General features: G+C 39.8%; 19 protein-coding genes. 9 read left to right on the top strand and 10 right to left on the bottom strand.

The genetic code is table 11. The features are described 5' to 3' along the window. The first annotated feature begins 81 nt into the window (after positions 1–81). The 4 genes from H6G59_RS16755 to H6G59_RS16740 all read left to right on the top strand — a co-directional run bounded on the left by H6G59_RS16755 (position 82) and on the right by H6G59_RS16740 (position 4757). Entirely contained in the window at positions 82–1743 is a 1662-nt protein-coding gene (locus H6G59_RS16755; protein ID WP_190716357.1) for a DUF6930 domain-containing protein, read from the top strand. Between the two features lie 584 nt (positions 1744–2327). Beyond that, on the top strand, positions 2328–2495 hold the full coding sequence (locus H6G59_RS16750) for a ribbon-helix-helix domain-containing protein (RefSeq protein ID WP_016951555.1): 168 nt from the start codon (positions 2328–2330) through the stop codon (positions 2493–2495). Positions 2496–2677: 182 nt separating this feature from the next. Beyond that, positions 2678–4132, top strand: coding sequence for a 9,9'-di-cis-zeta-carotene desaturase (gene zds / locus H6G59_RS16745; protein ID WP_190716355.1), 1455 nt, complete (start codon positions 2678–2680; stop codon positions 4130–4132). Positions 4133–4313: 181 nt separating this feature from the next. Next, complete coding sequence (locus tag H6G59_RS16740; RefSeq protein ID WP_190716353.1) at positions 4314–4757, top strand: SRPBCC family protein; 444 nt, start codon at positions 4314–4316, stop codon at positions 4755–4757. Between the two features lie 120 nt (positions 4758–4877). Here the strand turns inward: H6G59_RS16740 and H6G59_RS16735 are convergent, their stop codons facing one another. Beyond that, the gene (locus tag H6G59_RS16735) at positions 4878–6032 is read right to left on the bottom strand and encodes an ImmA/IrrE family metallo-endopeptidase (protein ID WP_190716351.1); all 1155 of its coding nucleotides are present in this window, start codon (positions 6030–6032) and stop codon (positions 4878–4880) included. Between the two features lie 36 nt (positions 6033–6068). Further along, the gene (locus H6G59_RS16730) at positions 6069–6401 is read right to left on the bottom strand and encodes a killer suppression protein HigA (RefSeq protein WP_190716349.1); all 333 of its coding nucleotides are present in this window, start codon (positions 6399–6401) and stop codon (positions 6069–6071) included. A gap of 414 nt (positions 6402–6815) precedes the next feature. On the opposite strand from H6G59_RS16730, the gene H6G59_RS16725 reads away from it, so the two are divergent. Next, positions 6816–7412 (top strand): type IV toxin-antitoxin system AbiEi family antitoxin domain-containing protein, encoded by a 597-nt coding sequence (locus tag H6G59_RS16725; RefSeq protein ID WP_190716347.1) that lies wholly within the window; start codon positions 6816–6818, stop codon positions 7410–7412. Beyond that, the gene (locus tag H6G59_RS16720) at positions 7409–8329 is read left to right on the top strand and encodes a nucleotidyl transferase AbiEii/AbiGii toxin family protein (protein ID WP_190716345.1); all 921 of its coding nucleotides are present in this window, start codon (positions 7409–7411) and stop codon (positions 8327–8329) included. The genes H6G59_RS16725 and H6G59_RS16720 overlap by 4 nt, the downstream gene beginning before the upstream one ends. 75 nt (positions 8330–8404) lie before the next feature. On the opposite strand, the gene H6G59_RS16715 is transcribed toward H6G59_RS16720, so the two are convergent. From H6G59_RS16715 to H6G59_RS16705, 3 genes are all read right to left on the bottom strand, one after another. Then, entirely contained in the window at positions 8405–8644 is a 240-nt protein-coding gene (locus H6G59_RS16715) for a 2Fe-2S iron-sulfur cluster-binding protein (RefSeq protein ID WP_127054005.1), read from the bottom strand. Positions 8645–8763: 119 nt separating this feature from the next. Continuing rightward, entirely contained in the window at positions 8764–10239 is a 1476-nt protein-coding gene (gene cobQ, locus H6G59_RS16710) for a cobyric acid synthase CobQ (RefSeq protein WP_190716343.1), read from the bottom strand. A 229-nt stretch (positions 10240–10468) separates the two neighbouring features. Continuing rightward, positions 10469–10873, bottom strand: coding sequence for an Npun_F0494 family protein (locus H6G59_RS16705; protein WP_190716341.1), 405 nt, complete (start codon positions 10871–10873; stop codon positions 10469–10471). A 148-nt stretch (positions 10874–11021) separates the two neighbouring features. Between H6G59_RS16705 and H6G59_RS16700 the strand changes: the two genes are divergently transcribed. Further along, complete coding sequence (locus tag H6G59_RS16700) at positions 11022–11459, top strand: peroxiredoxin (protein WP_190716339.1); 438 nt, start codon at positions 11022–11024, stop codon at positions 11457–11459. 134 nt (positions 11460–11593) lie between these two features. Here the strand turns inward: H6G59_RS16700 and H6G59_RS16695 are convergent, their stop codons facing one another. Both H6G59_RS16695 and H6G59_RS16690 read right to left on the bottom strand, forming a co-directional pair. Continuing rightward, positions 11594–11968, bottom strand: coding sequence for a hypothetical protein (locus H6G59_RS16695; RefSeq protein ID WP_190716337.1), 375 nt, complete (start codon positions 11966–11968; stop codon positions 11594–11596). A gap of 43 nt (positions 11969–12011) precedes the next feature. After that, positions 12012–12887 carry an ABC transporter permease gene (locus tag H6G59_RS16690; RefSeq protein WP_190716334.1) on the bottom strand — a complete coding sequence of 292 codons (876 nt, stop codon included), beginning with the start codon at positions 12885–12887 and terminating at the stop codon, positions 12012–12014. 221 nt (positions 12888–13108) lie between these two features. On the opposite strand from H6G59_RS16690, the gene H6G59_RS16685 reads away from it, so the two are divergent. After that, positions 13109–14020 carry a hypothetical protein gene (locus H6G59_RS16685; protein ID WP_190716332.1) on the top strand — a complete coding sequence of 304 codons (912 nt, stop codon included), beginning with the start codon at positions 13109–13111 and terminating at the stop codon, positions 14018–14020. 83 nt (positions 14021–14103) lie between these two features. On the opposite strand, the gene H6G59_RS16680 is transcribed toward H6G59_RS16685, so the two are convergent. Both H6G59_RS16680 and H6G59_RS16675 read right to left on the bottom strand, forming a co-directional pair. Next, positions 14104–15123: an ABC transporter ATP-binding protein gene (locus H6G59_RS16680; RefSeq protein WP_190716329.1), complete on the bottom strand. Its 1020-nt coding sequence runs from the start codon at positions 15121–15123 to the stop codon at positions 14104–14106. 267 nt (positions 15124–15390) lie between these two features. Continuing rightward, positions 15391–16029 (bottom strand): histidine phosphatase family protein, encoded by a 639-nt coding sequence (locus tag H6G59_RS16675; protein ID WP_190716327.1) that lies wholly within the window; start codon positions 16027–16029, stop codon positions 15391–15393. 473 nt (positions 16030–16502) lie between these two features. Between H6G59_RS16675 and bchI the strand changes: the two genes are divergently transcribed. Next, positions 16503–17621, top strand: coding sequence for a magnesium chelatase ATPase subunit I (bchI, locus tag H6G59_RS16670; protein ID WP_190716325.1), 1119 nt, complete (start codon positions 16503–16505; stop codon positions 17619–17621). 86 nt (positions 17622–17707) lie between these two features. Here bchI and H6G59_RS16665 read toward each other — a convergent pair whose 3' ends face one another. Next, complete coding sequence (locus H6G59_RS16665; protein WP_190716323.1) at positions 17708–18799, bottom strand: nucleotidyltransferase domain-containing protein; 1092 nt, start codon at positions 18797–18799, stop codon at positions 17708–17710. Positions 18800–18878: the final 79 nt, after the last annotated feature.

Raw genomic sequence — 18878 nt, 5'->3', positions numbered from 1 at the left:
ACAGCAGGGAAAATATGATCCGCATCCTAGCTATTCCCCAAACTTTACTTCTAAATAGATTTTTTTTGATTAACTTACTCTATGACAAGTTTTAATCGCTCTACCAGTCGTCGGTTGAAGAAATTAACCCAAATTCCTTCTATATGGGAGGGCGATCGTCGTCCATTGTCATCATCACAAACTCAACCCAGAGACTCTGAGTCTAGCGGGGAATGTATTCTCTGGGTGGATGGCTCCCAAGGAATTGTTAGAGGTATGGACGTGGTATCGCCAGAACCCGGACCAGAAGCAATTGTTCGTACCTTAATGCGAGCTATGGAGCATCCACAAAGTCCAGCTAAACCCGCCAGACCCCAAAGAATTGTGGTGCGAGACCGAGAAATTCAATTTTACCTGCGCGGGGTATTGCAAGATTTGGATATTGCCATTGACTATTCACCAGAATTACCTTTAATTGATGAACTGTTTCGCTCTTTTGCGGACATTCTCGATAGTCAAATTCCCGATTTACCCCCACAATATGCACAAATTCTCCAAGATAAGGCTTTTGCAATTTGGGAAGCGGCTCCTTGGGAATTTCTGGAAGAACAGCAAATTTTAGCAATAGAAATCAATAAGTGGGATATAGGAACACTCTATACCTCAGTCATGGGAATGCTGGGAATGGAGTATGGAATTTTGTTCTATCGTTCTGAAGATTCTCTCAAGCGATTTCGTGCTGATGTTTTAAGAGATGAAGAATCAAGTCAGGGTTTAGAAGAAGCTTTCCTCAAGCAGGATTGCTTTTTTCTCACCTTTGAACAAGATGAAGATGAAGATGAGGATTTAGGCGATTTACCAATCTCGGAAATTGAACCTACTTTTGGGAATATTCACCCCTTGGAAGGATTACGATCGGTTTTGTATGACGAAGAAGCACTGATTGTCTTTGTCGCTCTCGAAAGTTTAATTCGTTTTATGCGCGATTACCGTCGTCAATTGTACGAAGATGATTTTCCCACTCTCAGCCGACGTTATCGCATTTCTTTACCCAATCCAGATGAAGACGCTAAATCAGTGTCTGTAACTGTCTCTACTATGCCTGAATTGGCAGCCGAATTAGAGGAAATGGCAGGTTTTGAGATCCCCGATGAAGATGAAGATTCCACAGTGTTCCGTTCCTTAAGGGATGACTTGATCCCAGAAGACTCTTTCCTCAGTTTAGGGGTGATTACTTGGGAGATGTTAGATTCTTTACGCAAGGAAGTAAATTATCATCCAGTCGAGAAAATCAATCAATTGGGTGATGGATTACCCGTGATTTTAGTTCAAACTTCCCGTCCTAAGGCGAAAACTGTGATTGAAAAGATTGAAGCGGCTGGGGGACTGAAAGCTATTTGCTTTAATCCAGGGGCTGATCCTTTGGCTGAGGATTCCTACGGCTCGCTTCTGCTTCTTCAGGCGCGTCCTGAACACTATCGCTATGATTTGGGTTTGTTACAAACAGAGAATGATGAGTTGTTCCTGTTTGGGGAATTTTTAGATAACGATCCCATCCATGTCGAAGCTAGGAAAAAATGGAATCAGCGCTGTAAAAATACTCAAGGCTATTGCGCCTTAATTATTGCTAAAGGACTGACGGGAGCTTCTCGCGGTAATCCCCAGTTAAAAGATATGATGGCTTTGTTTGAAGCGCGATCGCTCTCTCCCCAAGATTTAGGAATCGGTACTCTTCAACTTATGCCCCAACTGGAATTTGAATAATGATTTATGTAATTACCACAGATAAACATTTTTATCCTAATTTTTAGCATCCCAGTGTTTATCTATGGCTTTTACAATAAAATTAAACTGCGTTCACTGCTTTCTTTTTTGTAAAAAGAGACAATAATTAAGTAAAAAGGCATAAATAAAGATAACTATGTAAAGAAATTTTAACTGGTTTAAAACCTTTTTCTCTGCTGCTTCCACCACGACTGCCCTTCCTTACATGAGACTACATCGCCAAAGGGGGCGCGATCGCGTAGCGTCTAGGGAGACCCTAAGGGGCTGATCATTACTGGGTCTTTGTGTCTCCGTGTAAGAGCGTTTTTCTAAGACTGGGAATTATGTAACTTAAAGGCACATTAGCTTACAGAGCAGCTTAACCAAAACCTTGTCCCCAGGACAAAAAATGTTTATGCCCACCGACTTAGCAGGATTATTCATACTTTAAAAAGTGAATATTATTTAACGAAAAATCGAATGATATTAATGATGTTGCTATTTCTCTGAGGCAAAGTCTGATACTATCATTTTTTACTTTTGCAACCAGATTAGTTTCACAGTATTAATATACAGCAAATTGCATGACAAATAAAAAATGGGCCGTTAAACGTATAACTGTTAACCTTGCAACACAGGAAGCGGAAAAATTAGAAAAATATTGTCAACAGACTGGTAGACCCGCTACTGATGTAATTAGAGAACTGATTAGAGGTTTACCCCTCTCTGAAGAGGCTAAGGAGAAAGGGTGATTGGTAATTGGTGTTGGCGGTAGCCTGCCGTTAGGCATATGGTAATTGGTAATTGGAAAAAACAAAATCTAGTACCCATTACCCATTACCCATTACCCATTACCTATTCTGACACCAACGCAGTTACAATTTGTAAAGAAACTGATAACGCCATGCGGCGTAAGCCATAAAGGAACGAGGGAATGCGCGTTGCAATTGTAGGTGCGGGACTAGCTGGGCTGGCAACCGCAGTAGATTTAGCTGATGCAGGTTGTGAAGTCGAAATTTTTGAATCTCGTCCATTTGTGGGCGGCAAAGTTGGCAGTTGGGTAGATGGTGATGGCAACCATATTGAAATGGGGTTGCACGTGTTTTTTGGCTGCTACTACAATCTGTTTGAATTGATGCAGAAGGTAGGAGCAGGGGAAAATTTACGCCTTAAAGAACATAGTCATACTTTTATTAATAAAGGTGGACAGACTGGGGCTTTAGATTTCCGTTTTATCACTGGTGCGCCTTTTAATGGGTTAAAGGCATTTTTCACCACTTCCCAACTTTCACTACAGGATAAATTTCAAAATGCGATCGCTCTGGGAACTAGTCCCATTGTTCAAGGTTTGGTAGACTTTGACGGAGCGATGAAAACTATCCGCAAATTAGATAAAATCAGCTTTTCCGACTGGTTTTATAGTCATGGAGGCAGTAAAGGCAGCATTAAACGTCTGTGGAATCCCATCGCTTACGCCCTGGGTTTTATCGATTGTGATAATATTTCTGCCCGTTGTATGTTGACAATTTTCCAGTTTTTTGCTGTCAGAACTGAAGCTTCAATTCTGCGGATGCTGGAAGGTTCACCTCACGAATATTTACACAAACCGATTGTTGAATATTTAGAAGCTAGAGGCGCGAAAATCTATACCCGTCGCCAAGTGCGGGAAATTCAGTTTTCTGAATCTGAGGAAAACACTAAGGTTACAGGTATATTAGTTGCCCAAGGTGATACAGAAGAAGTGATCACTGCTGATGCTTATCTTTGTGCTTGTGATGTCCCCGGAATTCAGCGGATTTTACCCCAAGCATGGCGAAAATGGTCAGAATTTGACAATATTTATAAACTTGATGCTGTTCCCGTCGCTACAGTGCAGCTACGCTTTGATGGTTGGGTGACGGAACTGGAAGATGAGGAAAAACGGGGTAGGGGCGGGGTAACCCCGCCCTTACAGGCATCTGGTATAGATAATTTGTTATATACCGCAGATGCTGATTTTTCGTGTTTTGCTGATTTGGCTTTGACTAGTCCCGCAGATTATTATCGTCCTGGGGAAGGTTCGTTGTTGCAACTGGTATTGACACCGGGAGATCCTTTTATTAAACAGAGTAATGAAGCGATCGCACAACACGTCCTTAAACAAGTCCATGAACTGTTCCCCTCTTCCAGAGATTTAAACATGACTTGGTACAGTGTGGTAAAACTGGCTCAGTCTTTATACAGGGAAGCACCGGGAATGGATGCGTACCGTCCTGACCAAAAAACACCTATACCTAATTTCTTCTTGGCAGGTAGTTATACCCAGCAAGATTACATTGACAGTATGGAAGGTGCAACTATTTCTGGACGACGTGCGGCTAAGGTGATTCTGGAAAATGTGAAGAATTAGGTGACAGGTAACAGGTGATAGGTGACAGTTAAGAGGAGGTAGAGGGGGGAAACGGATAAATTCAGGTGGTCAAGGTGACAGGTGACAGGTGACAGTTAAGAGGGAATAGGGAAAAGTGATTTAATTACCAATTACCCATTACCAATCCCCAATTACCAATCAATCTAAAATCTAAAATCTAATGGCTGAATGGTTAGAGCATAGTGTGCAGGTGGAAGTTGAGGTTCCTATAGAATTAGTATGGAGCCTCTGGTCTGATTTGGAACAAATGCCTAAGTGGATGAAATGGATTGATTCGGTGAAAATTTTGCCCGATGATCCTGAAATATCTCTGTGGAAATTGAGTACAGGAGGTTGGGATTTTACCTGGAAATCTCGCATTCTCAAAATGGTTCCTAAGCAAATTATTCAATGGGAATCTGTTGATGGTTTACCGAATCAGGGTGCAATTCGCTTTTATGATCGTCATACTAGCAGCGTTGTCAAAATGACGGTTTCCTATGCTATTCCTGGCTTGATTGGTAAACTCATGGATAATTTGTTTTTGGGAAAGGTGGTGGAGTCCACAATTCAAGCGGATTTGGAGCGATTTAAGGAATACGCTTTGAATGTGAAAGCAAATTAAGCTTACTGTAATAAAACCCAACAAATCATCAATGTTGGGTTATTCTACCCCTATGCTGCATTTTTATTTCTAGGACTTACGCAAAACAGAATTAAAGTAGCGGTAATTCATGAATTACCGCTACACAGGAATAAGGTTTTCAGTCACATCTTGCGTAAGTCCTAATTTCTTTAAATCATCAATGCTAAAACTTGTTTTTAAGTCGTTCATCTGGTTTCGTTCAATTAAGCCATCATTCTGAAGCCTTCCCACAACAATACCTGGATGAATACCAAGCCGTTTGGAAAAATTAATCACACTTTCTTTTGATTTTAACTGATCTAGTTCATTGCTATACTGATTGGGGATTAAAAATTCCCGCGCCCATTCATTTGCTTGCCTTTCTTGTTCTGATTCTACAATTTGTTCTCCATCAAATTCATCCAAAAAAATATCTTGCTTATTGTGAAGTAATATATGTGCTGCTTCATGGAAAAATGTAAACCAAAATCGGTCATTTCTTTTACCGTAGTCCGAAATTTGAATAAGAGCTTTATTGGGATTTAACCAACGCACCATTCCACTAATATGCGCTCTGGGAATTGATGGTACTAGAATAAGTACGACTCCTGCTTCCTGACATAACTGTTGAATTTGATGTGTAAAATCCTGTGGTGACAGTATTGTTAATTTGCGTATTTCCTGCACTGCATTCTTAAATTTTTCTTCACTATATTCTGGACAATCAATTTCTTCAGCTTCTATTTCACCTAATCTTATCCATGCAGAAATTGCACCAAGATCACTTTTTTCTTGGCGTGTTCTGCGGAAAGCAACTTCCATTGTTTCGGAATTATTTAACCATTCTTCTGGGGAAGAAACATCGAAGAAATATAGTAATTCTCGAACTAAACTAGGCTTATTTGTTGCGTCTATACGATATTTAGTAATTGCTCCTCGATTCATCAGTTCTCTGACTGGCAATTTTTCCAGCCAATCTGTCCATTTTTGCAACTTTTTTTCTTCTTGTTGAAGACGCACAAGTTCTGAACGATAATCAGATTCTCGATTCAGCCAGAACTTTGCTGTACCTCCTAAAACTTGTTCAAGCTTGAAGGCTATTTTATCGTCAATAGACTCCTGTCCTGTGATAAGCTGACTAATATATTCATTAGTGCATTTTAAGTCTTCAGCTAATTGTTCTTGCGTCCATTGACGCTCTTCTAATAAATCGGCTATTGTATCACCAGGAGGAGATATCCAATCTGGAGTAAAGGGACGAGTTAATTCAGTCATAATAATCAACAATCTCAAAAATATGAATTTTAGTTACTACTTAGGATGATAATTAACAATCTCAAGAATACAGATTTTAGTTACTTGCTCCCAGTCAATACTCCCATCCTCTTTGAGAGGAACTGGATCATTATCAGGCTCAAATACAAGACGTTTTCCCTCTGCTAAATATACAGCATATTGACCTAATCTATCATCTATTAAACGGTGTGGTTTTCCTGCTGTTAAACTTGTTACATTTTCGACAGTAATTAGCTCTCTCATTCGTGCTTTCAGTTTTTTAGCATTATCTGCACCATGTTTTTTTTTCGCTTCTGTATCTCGCTCACATAACTTTTGCACTTTTTTGTTTTTAAACGTTATTTCCATTTTTAATATATATGTACTATTTTAGCATTTCGATCAATGTTTTTCAATATAACCCAGAATATTGATGAGATTTTCGCTTTTACCTGCAACCATTAGCAAGTGCGATCGCCTGATTTTGTAATTCAGGCACGCGCTGCTAAATAAATATATAAATTATCAAGCTACTATGACACCGTAAAAATACGCAAAAACGCTATTTAAAACAAAATAACCTGTAATCACGTAAATTGTCCAGTACTACCCTTGCAAAACACTTTTTTTTACACCGCAAGCCTTTATTACTGCAATGCTTGATAGGCGATCATATTATCTGAACAAATTTTTGTGATAAAATGTTGGTAAATATCAACAACTATCCACACTTCGCCACAAATCCAAAAAAGTTGCACGACAGGTAAGTAAACTAATGCAATTATGTCGAAAACAGAAAAAATACTGAGTTACTCTTCTCAAACAGGTGTAATTAGAGCAAAAGAAATTGCAGCGAAAGGTATTCATAGAGAGTATTTGAAACGCCTGGAAAACCAAGGAATACTTGTACGTTCTGCTCGCGGTGTTTACACCTTTGCAGGAGCAGAAATTACAGCAAATCACACCCTAGTTGAAGCTGCTAAAAGAGTTCCTAACGGAGTAATTTGTCTTCTATCTGCACTCAGTTTTTATCAGATAACCACTCAAACACCTTTTGAAGTTTGGCTGGCAATTCCTCAAAAATCCCGTCCTCCTAAAGATAATCTTCTACCATTCAGAATCGTTTATATGTCTGGTAAATCTCTAGAAGAAGGAATTGAAGAACATATCATAGAAGGCGTGCCGGTGAGTATATATTCTTTGCCGAAAACAATTGCAGATTGTTTTAAATTTCGTAATAAAATTGGTCTTGATGTGGCACTGGAAGCATTGCGCGAATGTTGGCGAGAAAAAAGATGCTCAATCGATGAAATATGGCGTTATGCCAAAATTTGCCGAGTAAATAATGTGATGCGCCCTTATCTAGAATCACTCACATGACATCGAAAAAACCTATTAATATTGCCGCATCTATCCAAGCTAAATTATTGACCTTATCTAAAAAAATAGGGGAAGATTATAATTATTTATTGACGCGCTATGTTGGAGAACGGCTGCTATATAGGCTTAGTCAATCTCCATATCAAAAACAGTATATTTTAAAAGGTGCTACTCTCTTCAAAGTTTGGCATGGAGAACCACATAGAGCAACAAAAGATTTAGATTTACTCTGTTTTGGAAATAACGAGATTGAATATTTAGTAAATATTTATCAAGAAATTTGTACAATTCACTGTGAAGAAGATGGAATTATTTTTTTGTCTGAATCTGTTACAGGAGAATTAATCAAAGAAGATCAGGAATATGAAGGAGTAAGAATTAAATTAAAAGGAAAATTAGTTAAAATTGAAATTACTATTCAAGTAGATATTGGGTTTGGTGATGCTGTTACACCTGATGCTGAAGAAGTAGACATAGAACCTATTTTAGATATACCTAAACCACGTTTACGAATATATCCGCGTGAAACAGTAATAGCTGAAAAGTTTCAAGCAATGGTTTCTCTGGGTATAAGCAACAGTCGGATGAAAGATTTCTATGATATTTGGTTTCTTTGCAAAAATTTTGAATTTCAAGGAAATTTACTTCGTCAAGCGTTAAATAACACTTTTGATAGACGGAAAACAGAAATACCAGTAAAAGAACCTTTAGCTTTAACTGAAGAATTTTTTAATGATTCAAATAAGCAAAAACAGTGGCAAGCTTTTAAAAAGAAATTAAAAATAGAACAGACACCGAATTCATTTAGTGAATTAATTAACGAGATTAAAAATTTTATTATGCCTCCTTGCCTAGCTGCTGCCCAAAATGAAAATTTTGACAAAATATGGACTATATCAAGCTTTTGGCAAGATTGACATATTTATTATCAAAGCATTCGTAGGGACACGGCATTGCTGTACCCCAATTGCGTATTCCTGATAACTAATTAATTACCACGTTGGATCGCTAAACAAATTAATGGTCAATTCCTCCTTTCCTGGTGGAACTGGAGTAATGCAAGCACGAATGACTTCCCCATCATCTAGTTCCACGGTGCAAGCATGACAAGACCCCATCAGACAACCAGTAGGAATTGATACCCCTGCCCGATCTGCGACATCTAACAGGGATTCTCCTACTTCAGCATTAACAGTGACATCATCTGGTAGAAAGCGGATGTTAATAGTCATTGGTCATTGGTCATTGGTCATTGGTCATTGGTCATTGGTCATTGGTCATTGGTCATTGGTCATTGGTCATTGGTCATTGGTCATTGGGTAATAATTACAAATTACAAATTACCCATTATTTAAGACAAAAACGGATTTAAGTTTAAATGGGTTTCTATTTGGGTAGCTAAAGAGTCCAACATCTGTTCTCGCTGTTCTCGGTAATTAGCAACACCAGTGGGCAAAGATTTTAAACCTCGTTGTTGACGGAGACGGTTAATCCAAGCACGTCTCCAAGGGCCATTATCAAAAAGCCCGTGTAAATAAGTACCCCAAACAGATTGGCAACTATCTACTAAGCCTAAATTAGCATCATCAAATAGCGGTTGACAGGATTGTTTATCATCTTGGGTTTCTAAGCGCGATCGCCCTTGGTGGATTTCAAATCCATTCACTGGTAAGCCCATTTGCGGATAATTGGAACTAACTTGGCGCTGACGGGCGATTTTTTGTCCAGTAATTACAGTTCTGATCGGTAATAGATTTAACCCCTGAAATCTACCTGCTTGCCCCTCAGAACCCTCTGGATCAGCTATGATTTGACCTAGCATTTGGAAGCCACCACAGATGCCCAAAACTGTTCCCCCAGAAGCTGCATAATTTTGAATTGCTTCCGCCATGCCGCTTTTTTGCAGCACGATTAAATCAGCAATTGTGGTCTTGGTTCCAGGAATAATTACAGCATCAGGATGTCCCAAATCTTGCTTTGGACTCACATATTTTACTGAAACTGTGGGTTCTGATTCCAGTGCATCAAAGTCGGTAAAATTGGCAATTTTTGGTAAGCGGATGACAGTAATATTTAATTCAGCTTGGACTTTATGGGGTTTGCGTTCGAGTAAGTCTAGGGAGTCTTCTGCTGGAAATACTTGTTCTAAGTAAGGGATGACACCGACAACCGGAATACCAGTCCGTTCTTCTAACCATTTAATTCCTGGTTGGAGAATGGAACGCTGTCCCCGGAATTTATTAATTACTACCCCTTTAATTAAAGCGCGTTCGTCCGGTTCTAGTAACTCTAGGGTTCCAACTACGTGAGCAAAAGCGCCACCTCGGTCAATATCTACTACTAACAAAGTTGGTGCATTTAAATATTTTGCCACCCGCATATTGGTTAAGTCGCGGTGCTTGAGATTAATTTCTGCTGGACTACCTGCACCTTCACAAACTAACAAATCAAATTCGGTTTTTAAACTTTGTAAGCATTCTTCAATAGTGCGCCAACCTAGTTCAAAATATTGCTCGTAATAATCTGTAGCACTAACAGTACCTACGGCTCTACCTTTAAGGATGACTTGAGAGGTCATATTTCCTTGAGGTTTAAGTAAAATTGGGTTCATTTCCACCAAGGGAACGACTCCCGCCGCCCAAGCTTGCACTGCCTGAGCGTAGCCTATTTCTCCGCCACTGGCAGTAACATAAGCATTTAAAGCCATATTCTGACCTTTAAAGGGAGCTACTCGCCAGCCACGCCGGGAGAGAATGCGACAAATGGCTGTAGTAATCAATGATTTACCCGCGTGGGATGTTGTTCCCACTACCATAATTGATTTCATAGTGTGACTATTAATGTAATGTTTTTTAGATTTAGTTGAGCAATTCCTGGCTTAAAGAAAAAGTGCAATTCGGCAGAAATACAGCATACTGCACCAGGAAATTATAAAGATGCTTCTATAACGCGCAAGCTTTTAGCACTACACGGCTATACAGGCAATATCCATTTAGGTAGATTTCCCGCCCTAGTTTTTACTTTGGCTTGCTTATTTTAACTTGTCAATTTTGCATCTAAAAGGGTAGTCGAAACCAACGAGTGATGGAATTGTATAAGCGATCGCTGATTGAGGGACTACGCCAATCTTTTTCTGGGAATTTTTCTACCAACTGATGACCTAGGGGAGTTAGGCGAAAACCGTCTGTAATTCCCTGTCCATCAACTTCTCGCCGCAATACTCCCACTTCGATTAGCCAATCAAAGGCGTTATCACAGGACAATTCTGATAAAGGACGTTTGGTGTAGCCTTGCTTATAACCATTTTCCATAGCGATCGCACTAACGGAAACGCTTTGGTTACGCATCGTCATAAATAAATTGAGTTTGAACGGGGAACAAATGAGCGATCGCTCGGCTCTTTCCAGAGTAGTCCGAGAATAGACAAAGGGTTTGGTGTTTGGGGAATCAACAGCGGTCATGGATTTAGGAGTTAAGGAGTTCAGAGGTGAGAATGAGCAAAAGGGTATGATTTGTAAGTTATGCTATTTTTTCTCAAATTTATTTAAATATTGTAAATCATTGTAAAATTTCAGGTGCATCAACAATCTGAAACAGGAAAGGTTAATTATGCCACTAGCAGTTGGTACAGATGCGCCTGCATTTACCGCTAAAGACACAAACGGCAACACAGTCTCATTATCTGATTTTGCTGGTAAGACGGTGGTTGTATATTTCTACCCCAAAGATGATACACCGGGCTGCACCAAGCAAGCCTGTAGTTTCCGGGATGCCCAATCTGAATATCAAGGTAAAAATGTTGTGGTGTTGGGAGTAAGTGCTGATGATCAAGCTGCCCATCAAGCATTCACCGCTAAATACAATTTGAATTTCCCTTTATTGGTTGATACCGACAAAGCCCTGATCAAAGCTTTTGATGTAGATGGTGGTGGTTATGCCAAGCGTGTCACTTTCGTAATTGACCCCAATGGGAAAATTATCCATGTTGACAGTGCTGTTAATACCACTACTCATGCTAGTGATGTTTTAAAAGTACTTGGTTTGTAATTTGTCACCCTGACTGGATTTTAGAGTTTAAATTTTCAATGGGAAAACAAATCTAAAATCCAAAATCCAAAATTCACAATTTTTTAACCTCAACTCCTATCCAAATCCGGGTTAGGGGTTGAGGTTTTGAGTTTTCATTTAGAGGGTAGGATAATCAAAGATGGTGTATTTCCACCAGATGTAGTTGGTGAATTTGAGGCTGGCTGCTGGGGAGTTTGCAGGAGTTTGTCTTGTCTAGCTTTAAATGCTGCTGCTGCGTCATCCAATTGCTGATTCTGTTGCTCAGGATTAAAGTTGTTAATCCCAAAATTTGCTCTATGAATCACATCCAGCATATCGAACCCTGAGCCATTACCGGAAAGTGAATTGGTGTTGCGATCGCTTTCCAAACTACCAAAAGGTTGATTAGGATCAGCTAAACTAGGTTGTGCTACTAGCACAGACGCAAAACTAATTCCTGCGAAAGTCGCAACCAAGATTTTGTGAACTGGTAAAAATGGTCTTTTCATGAAATTTCCCCTCACATTTTACTGACTTAATTATGCTTCTATCTTAAGCAAGAGTCCGGCGTAATTGGGGTTGAATGCTGAGTAAAGCCACCACAGCAAATCCCACTAACACTAACAATGCTCCCCCAAAGGTAACGTCACCCCAAAAGGCGTGCATGACGACATCATTTAATCCCCAAGTGCTATGAAGATACAAATAGCGAATGGGTTCAATAGCATAGCTGAGAGGGTTGAGGGTAGCGATAACCTGCAACCAACCGGGCATAAAGGATAAAGGTGCTAAAGCTGTGCTGGCAAATAGTAAAGGCAGGTTAGTAATAAAAATTACTGCAATCAGTTCAATGTGACCGGGTAAAGCAAAAGCCAAACCGAGGGAAATAGCGGTGACACCCAAAGCTAGAAGCAAGACAATGAGAGCGATCGCACTCAAACCCGCTACATCAGGTAAACCTGCCCCTAAAAACGCTGCTGCTGCTACAATTACAGCCGCTTGCAGTAAACTTTGGCTAATAATAAAGATAGCAGAAGCAAAGACAATCGAGAACCGAGAAGCTAAAGGTGCAACCAGCAACCGATTTAAAAAACCAAATTCCCTGTCAAACATCACAGGTAAACCGGCATTTAAAGCCCCAGCAAAAGCAGTAAAGACTATTACACCTGCTGCCAGAAATTCCCCGTAATTTGTCGTACTTCCAAATAAACCTTTAGGGGCATTTTGGAACAAAGCACCAAACAACACCAACCACATCACCGGTTGAATAATTCCCGCTACGAGACTAGAAGGACGGCGTTGTAATTGGATAAATAAACGACGAGTTAAAGCCAGTGTTTCTTGGACTAATTCACCAAAGAAACTGGGAGTAGTATCTGTAACTACGGTAGGTGCAGCTAATTGCTGCCAATTCATATCAGTCTTCATAGCAATTTTGTCCAAAGTTCAAATACACGGTGATAAAATTAACCAGTGAAAATTATAAATATTTCTGCAATTTTTAATAAGCAAAGAATATTTATAATTCTTAACACCTTATTATAACAAAAAATCATTGATAGACTGTTCACAAATCAATCACCGAAATCAATTAGTGTTTTTTGTGTTTCTATAAACTCTCTGATAGAGTAATCAACAGTTAAAGTTTTATGACTCGACAGCCACATGATCAATTTGCCAAAGAATATTTACAGGAATTATTAACTTCTTTAGGTAATGTAGAAACCAGTAAAGATGTTAAAAGCGAAGTTCGGGAAATAGATGTTTGGTTTGTTCCCAATAATTCAAATCCGTCTGATGAGTTAGAATTAGGATTATTAGCAAAAATGGCAGTCACAAGCTGTCTATTTGAACCGTTTCGTAATGCTCCAAGTGAAATAGAGATTAGGAGTTGTTTGCTAAAATCATATACCGTTCATAGCGATTTATTGCGACAAGCTAAACGGGAGAAACGGTCTATATCTGAAGAAAAATTACCATATTTGTGGATTTTAACTCCTTCGTGTTCTGTAAGAATGCTGAACGGATTTAGCGCACAACTGCAACAGTCACTTAATTGGTGTGAAGGTGTTTATTTTCTGCCAGAATTCTTGAAAACTGCCATTGTAGCTATCAACCAGTTACCGATTAGTCAAGATACTCTATGGTTAAGAGTGTTGGGAAAAGGAAAAACCCAAAAACAAGCTGTAGAAGAATTGGTTAAACTATCAGAAGATACTGAAAAATGGGATCACCTACTAGAGATTTTAGCGTCTTGGCGCAAAAATATAGAGGTGAAAGATAATGTAAATGATGAAGAGAGAGAATTAATTATGAACTTATCACCAGCGTATCTTAAACAACGGGAAGAATGGCGACAAGAAGGTAGACAGGAAGGTAGTTTAGACGGACAGCGTTTGATAGTAGTGAGTTTACTAACAGGTCGTTTTGGCGCTTTAGATGAGGAATTATCTGCTATTGTTACTCCAATTATGGAGCTTTCTTTAACAGAAAGAACTGAGTTACTACTCAATTTGTCGAATATTTCCCGTGAGGAATTATTGGCTAGGTTTGGAAGTTGATTTCACTAAAAAAATTTATGAGGATTTAGGAATTATGAGAAAAAATATTCTTTCCATCTCTCAATTCCTAATTCCCAATAAACCTATCTCATATTTTGCTTTTTCTCCGCTTTAGGATCACGATTAGCAACAGCAGCTAATTCCGCATCCATCAAAGTTTTTCCTGTTGCTGCGAGGTAAACATCATCTAAACTAGGACGAGATTGAGCAATACCAAAAATCGGTAAACCGACATTATTTAAGGCTTGCTGAATAGTAATTAAAGCGTCATTTTGGGGAGTGACTACCAAATTCAAGGAGTTACCTTGGGCGTTATTGATGATAATTTCTTGGACAAAAGGTAAAGCTTCTAGCAGGTTTTTAGCTTTGTCTGCTTCTTCGCTGGGTGAAAATTCGCGGATACGCAGGGTAATGCGATCGCCCCCAACTTGGTCTTTTAACTGCGAAGGTGTACCATTAGCAATAACTAGACCGCGATCTATGATTGCTACCCTATCAGCCAAAGCATCAACTTCTTCTAAATAATGGCTGGTAATCACAACCGTAGTTCCCGCAGCGCGTAACTTCCGCAAAAATTCCCACACCACAAAACGGCTCTCAATATCAAGCCCTACCGTTGGTTCATCCAACACCAATACATCTGGAGAATGAAGTAAACCCGCAGCCAAATCCAGGCGTTTGCGTAAACCACCGGAATAGGTTCCGGTTTTTTTATCTGCGTATTCTTGTAAACCCAGTAAATCCAAGACGGTGTTAATCCGCTGTTTGATCACTGCACGAGGAAGATGATAAAGTGCCGCTTGCAATTGCAGCAACTCCTTACCCGTCAACACCTTATCTAAAGCCACTTCCTGAGCCACATAACCCAGCTTTTGCCTGGCTAATTTGGGGTGATCTAACGCCGAAATTCCCGAAACTTCGATTTTGCCAGCATCAGGAGTTGTCAGCGTACACAAAGCCCGGAGAGTAGTAGTTTTCCCTGCACCGTTGGGACCGAGTAAACCAAAGATTTCCCCAGGTTGTACCTGAAAGGAGACATCTTTGACAGCCTCAACAGTACCGTAGCGTTTTTGTAGATTTTCAATTAAAACGGCGGGAGCCATGACAGCTATAATCCCTAACTATACAATTCTCAACAATCTATCTTCTATTGTACGAGTTGGGCGTTAGCTGTGATGAGTTCTGTTCTACTTTTCTTGATCAACCTCTTCTCTCTTCTGCCTCCTGCCTTGTTTCTTAGGAGCAACTGCACAAGCGTGCCGCTCGCTATGCTTGAGTACTTTACTCCCCACACTCGGTACTCAGTACTCAGTACTGTTTCCTGAAAGACTGTTGTTATTTGATATGTCAGGGTTTTCTGGAGATGTCTATTATGTTCCTGGACGAGAGCGAATATGATCAGGTATATGATGGCGATCGCCTAATATTTCTAACAAAGGACCATTCACGTCAAATTTAACCATACTTACCGATGCGACCAAAATATTCACCCGATAACGGTAGCGTCCCAAATCAATTCCCAGTAAACTGCAAAGCATAATCCGAATCGTGGCTTTATGGGAAACTACTAAAACATTACCTTCCGGGTGTTTTTCTTGAATTTCCGCAATTACAGGCATAGAACGGTTAGCAATATCTACCGCAGTTTCTCCACCAATGGGTGCATTCCAAGCGGGTTCTGTCAACCATTTTACATAGTTTTCTGGGTAATTTTCTTGAACAAACGATTTACTCTTAGTTTCCCATTCACCGTAACTACCTTCTCTTAATCCTTCCCTTACCTGCATCTCCATACCAGTAGCATCACAAAATGGTTTTGCAGTAGCAATGGTGCGCTTCATCGGACTAACATAAGCCGCTTCCCACTTCAAGTTTTGATAAACATCGGCAAAACTCTCTGCCATCTGCATTCCTTCAGAGGTCAATTCTGCATCAGTTTTACCGCAGAAGTTACCACTTTGACTAAAAGTAGTTTCGCCATGTCGCAGTAAATATAAATTGAGTGTCATAGCTGGCGATGGGGATAAAGGAGTTTGTGTAAAAATAACATATCTTAATCTCGCAATTGAGTATGTGACACCAGGACAAAGTAATCAACCAAAAAAGTCAATTCCCTCACCAACTTTTGTCTTCGACTTCAAAAGTAACGGATGAGAGTATTGAACCAAAGCGATGCCAACAGCATCGCTGCGAGAACACCGCAAACATGGCTCTGGGTTATCACCAATGGATTCAGAGTTATTGTTGTTAGGAGCATCTCCACGGGCGGCACACCACCCGCTATGAATGAAAAAAACAAAATTTTCTTGAGTACTTTACTCCCAACTTTACACCCCACACTCGTTACTCAGTACTCGGTACTCGGTACTGTTTCTTGAAAGAGTTGGACAAGTCTTCGGCTTTGAACTAATAACTGACCTACCCGGACCAGATGTGGCAAAATAAAGAATTGTAATAACAAAAGTATTGTTAAGGTAATTTAGTGACTTCAACTGCTCAAACTACAGCAAGTGCGCGTCGCGCGGTCTTTCCATTTACAGCAATTGTCGGCCAGGAAGAAATGAAACTGGCACTGTTGTTAAATGTGATTGATCCCAAAATTGGTGGTGTAATGATTATGGGCGATCGCGGCACCGGCAAATCTACAACCATCCGTGCTTTGGCAGACCTGCTGCCAGAAATCCCCGTAGTTGCCAATGACCCCTTCAATAGTGACCCCAATGACACGGACTTGATGAGTGATGAAGTCCGTCAACTAGTAGCCCAGGGAATAGAAATTCCCATCGCTCACAAAAAAGTCATCATGGTAGACTTACCATTGGGCGCAACAGAAGACCGGGTTTGCGGTACTATCGATATTGAAAAAGCTTTATCTGAAGGTGTAAAAGCCTTTGAACCAGGACTACTAGCCAAAGCTAACAGAGGTATTCTCTACGTTGATGAAGTCAACTTGTTAGATGACCACTTGGTAGACGTACTCCTGGACTCTGCTGCTAGTGGTTGGAACACCGTCGAACGGGAAGGTATTTCTATCCGTCACCCAGCGCGGTTTGTTCTCGTTGGTTCGGGAAACCCAGAAGAAGGAGAACTGCGTCCTCAACTACTCGACCGTTTCGGAATGCACGCAGAAATTCACACCGTCAAAGAACCAGCTTTACGGGTGCAAATTGTGGAAGAACGGGGCGAATTTGACCAAAATCCTCCTGTGTATTTAGAAAAACACAAAACGCCCCAAGAAGCATTACAACAACAAATTGTTAATGCTCAGGAATTATTACCACAAGTTAACCTTGACTATGACTTGCGGGTGAAAATTTCGGAAGTTTGTTCAGAATTAGATGTGGACGGGTTGCGAGGTGACATCGTTACCAACCGCGCGGCTAAAGCCTTAACCGCCTTTGAAGGACGGACAGAAGTTACAGTTGACGATATCCGTCGGGTAATTACATTATGTCTACGTCACCGTCTGCGGAAAGATCCCTTGGAATCCATTGATACTGGTTATAAAGTTGAAAAAGTCTTTTGTCGCGTTTTTGGTGTGGAACTACCAGAAGATTCAACACAGAAAAACGGCTCAGGCATGAAAGCTGGGGTTAGGTAATTAAATTAGGTCTTAGTCAGTAGTCAGTGGCAAAAAAACTGACAACTGACTCTTGAGGTGATGCCACCACCACATCTTCTCTATAATTATTTCCAACCTTGCATTTCTACTAATTCCATACACAAATCATTAATTTGCTCTAAATCAGGTCGGTGAGGTAAAGTTGATTGGTTATAAAAAACATCCATCTCAGTCACCAAATCTTCTGCCATTTTCATCAACTGTTCATAAGTATACTCACCCATAAGAATAGCTTTTAAATCATCAATATCTCCCGCTACTCTTCTATCGACAATTAATTCTCCTCGCTGCAATATTTCCAAACCACTACGCAGCAATCTAATACAGTGCATACCATGTTTCAAGTCATAACCTGACTGTTTCTCCATTTCCGCTCTAGCAGGATTTCTATTTTCTTGCCAAGATAAATAAGCCTTCCATTCTCTTAAAGCGATTTGATAGCTTTGGCTTTTTTGCAACAGCCGAATAAAGTCTTTGCGTCCATGAGTTAGATTTTGAGTATATTCTAAAGCCTCGTCTGCTAAAGTATATTGTTTTAAGACACCTTTAAAGTCAATATCTGCTGTCAGCAATTTGTATAACTGCTCTGATTCTTCTAAAAATTCAATCTTACCTCTAATTAAGATATATAGATATTCCAAAAAAGCATTTAGCTCATCTTTAGTTAATGCTGCTTCATCTGTTATCCCATAATCAGATGGAATTGGTTTTTTAGCTGGTGGATTTAACAACCATTTGCGATGAGTTTCCATTTTTTTGATTTGAGCGAAAGCATAACCAGAGTAGGTATGCTTCACTTTTTTACTCAAAAATAGCTGTCTGTGATTAATTAAATGCTGTCCAATATTCGTTAAAAAAGGATAATTATTCAACCACAACAATTCTAAAACATTAGGATTTGCACCAGCTAATAAATGTAGGACTTTTCTTAATTCATAAATAACCGTGTCTTGATTACCATCAATAAACGGAAATATTCCCGGTTCATCCCACCCAGTATCTTTTTGTTCTATGCTATCGAATCCCAAATAGTAACGCTTGGGAGCAATAAAAACGCCACGATAATCATAGTCTGAATCAGGACGATTTAAACCATAACCGTGACTACCAGCCAACCCAACGAAAATAGCTCTTTCTTCAACTTCGATTCTTTTCATAATTATGATCTGCTAAAAACTTAGTTGTATTTATAGCATTGCCTAGTTTAATGAAGTACAAAATTATCTGCGTACCCTG

This window comes from Anabaena lutea FACHB-196 (genome assembly GCF_014698305.1).
Classification (GTDB): Bacteria; Cyanobacteriota; Cyanobacteriia; order Cyanobacteriales; family Nostocaceae; genus Anabaena; species Anabaena lutea.
The sequence above is the reverse complement of the archived record's forward strand: the minus strand, read 5'-3'. Positions and strand labels throughout refer to the sequence as shown.

Bases quoted from the DNA above. Each gene is read 5' to 3' on its own strand.
- H6G59_RS16685 (WP_190716332.1), top strand. From the start codon at position 13,109: ATGACTCGACAGCCACATGATCAATTTGCCAAAGAATATTTACAGGAA.
- cobQ (WP_190716343.1), bottom strand. From the start codon at position 10,239: ATGAAATCAATTATGGTAGTGGGAACAACATCCCACGCGGGTAAATCA.
- H6G59_RS16675 (WP_190716327.1), bottom strand. From the start codon at position 16,029: ATGACACTCAATTTATATTTACTGCGACATGGCGAAACTACTTTTAGT.
- H6G59_RS16725 (WP_190716347.1), top strand. From the start codon at position 6,816: ATGTCGAAAACAGAAAAAATACTGAGTTACTCTTCTCAAACAGGTGTA.
- H6G59_RS16755 (WP_190716357.1), top strand. From the start codon at position 82: ATGACAAGTTTTAATCGCTCTACCAGTCGTCGGTTGAAGAAATTAACC.
- H6G59_RS16690 (WP_190716334.1), bottom strand. From the start codon at position 12,887: ATGAAGACTGATATGAATTGGCAGCAATTAGCTGCACCTACCGTAGTT.
- H6G59_RS16695 (WP_190716337.1), bottom strand. From the start codon at position 11,968: ATGAAAAGACCATTTTTACCAGTTCACAAAATCTTGGTTGCGACTTTC.
- H6G59_RS16730 (WP_190716349.1), bottom strand. From the start codon at position 6,401: ATGGAAATAACGTTTAAAAACAAAAAAGTGCAAAAGTTATGTGAGCGA.
- zds (WP_190716355.1), top strand. From the start codon at position 2,678: ATGCGCGTTGCAATTGTAGGTGCGGGACTAGCTGGGCTGGCAACCGCA.
- H6G59_RS16715 (WP_127054005.1), bottom strand. From the start codon at position 8,644: ATGACTATTAACATCCGCTTTCTACCAGATGATGTCACTGTTAATGCT.
- H6G59_RS16680 (WP_190716329.1), bottom strand. From the start codon at position 15,123: ATGGCTCCCGCCGTTTTAATTGAAAATCTACAAAAACGCTACGGTACT.
- H6G59_RS16750 (WP_016951555.1), top strand. From the start codon at position 2,328: ATGACAAATAAAAAATGGGCCGTTAAACGTATAACTGTTAACCTTGCA.
- H6G59_RS16740 (WP_190716353.1), top strand. From the start codon at position 4,314: ATGGCTGAATGGTTAGAGCATAGTGTGCAGGTGGAAGTTGAGGTTCCT.
- H6G59_RS16735 (WP_190716351.1), bottom strand. From the start codon at position 6,032: ATGACTGAATTAACTCGTCCCTTTACTCCAGATTGGATATCTCCTCCT.
- H6G59_RS16720 (WP_190716345.1), top strand. From the start codon at position 7,409: ATGACATCGAAAAAACCTATTAATATTGCCGCATCTATCCAAGCTAAA.
- H6G59_RS16700 (WP_190716339.1), top strand. From the start codon at position 11,022: ATGCCACTAGCAGTTGGTACAGATGCGCCTGCATTTACCGCTAAAGAC.
- H6G59_RS16665 (WP_190716323.1), bottom strand. From the start codon at position 18,799: ATGAAAAGAATCGAAGTTGAAGAAAGAGCTATTTTCGTTGGGTTGGCT.
- H6G59_RS16705 (WP_190716341.1), bottom strand. From the start codon at position 10,873: ATGACCGCTGTTGATTCCCCAAACACCAAACCCTTTGTCTATTCTCGG.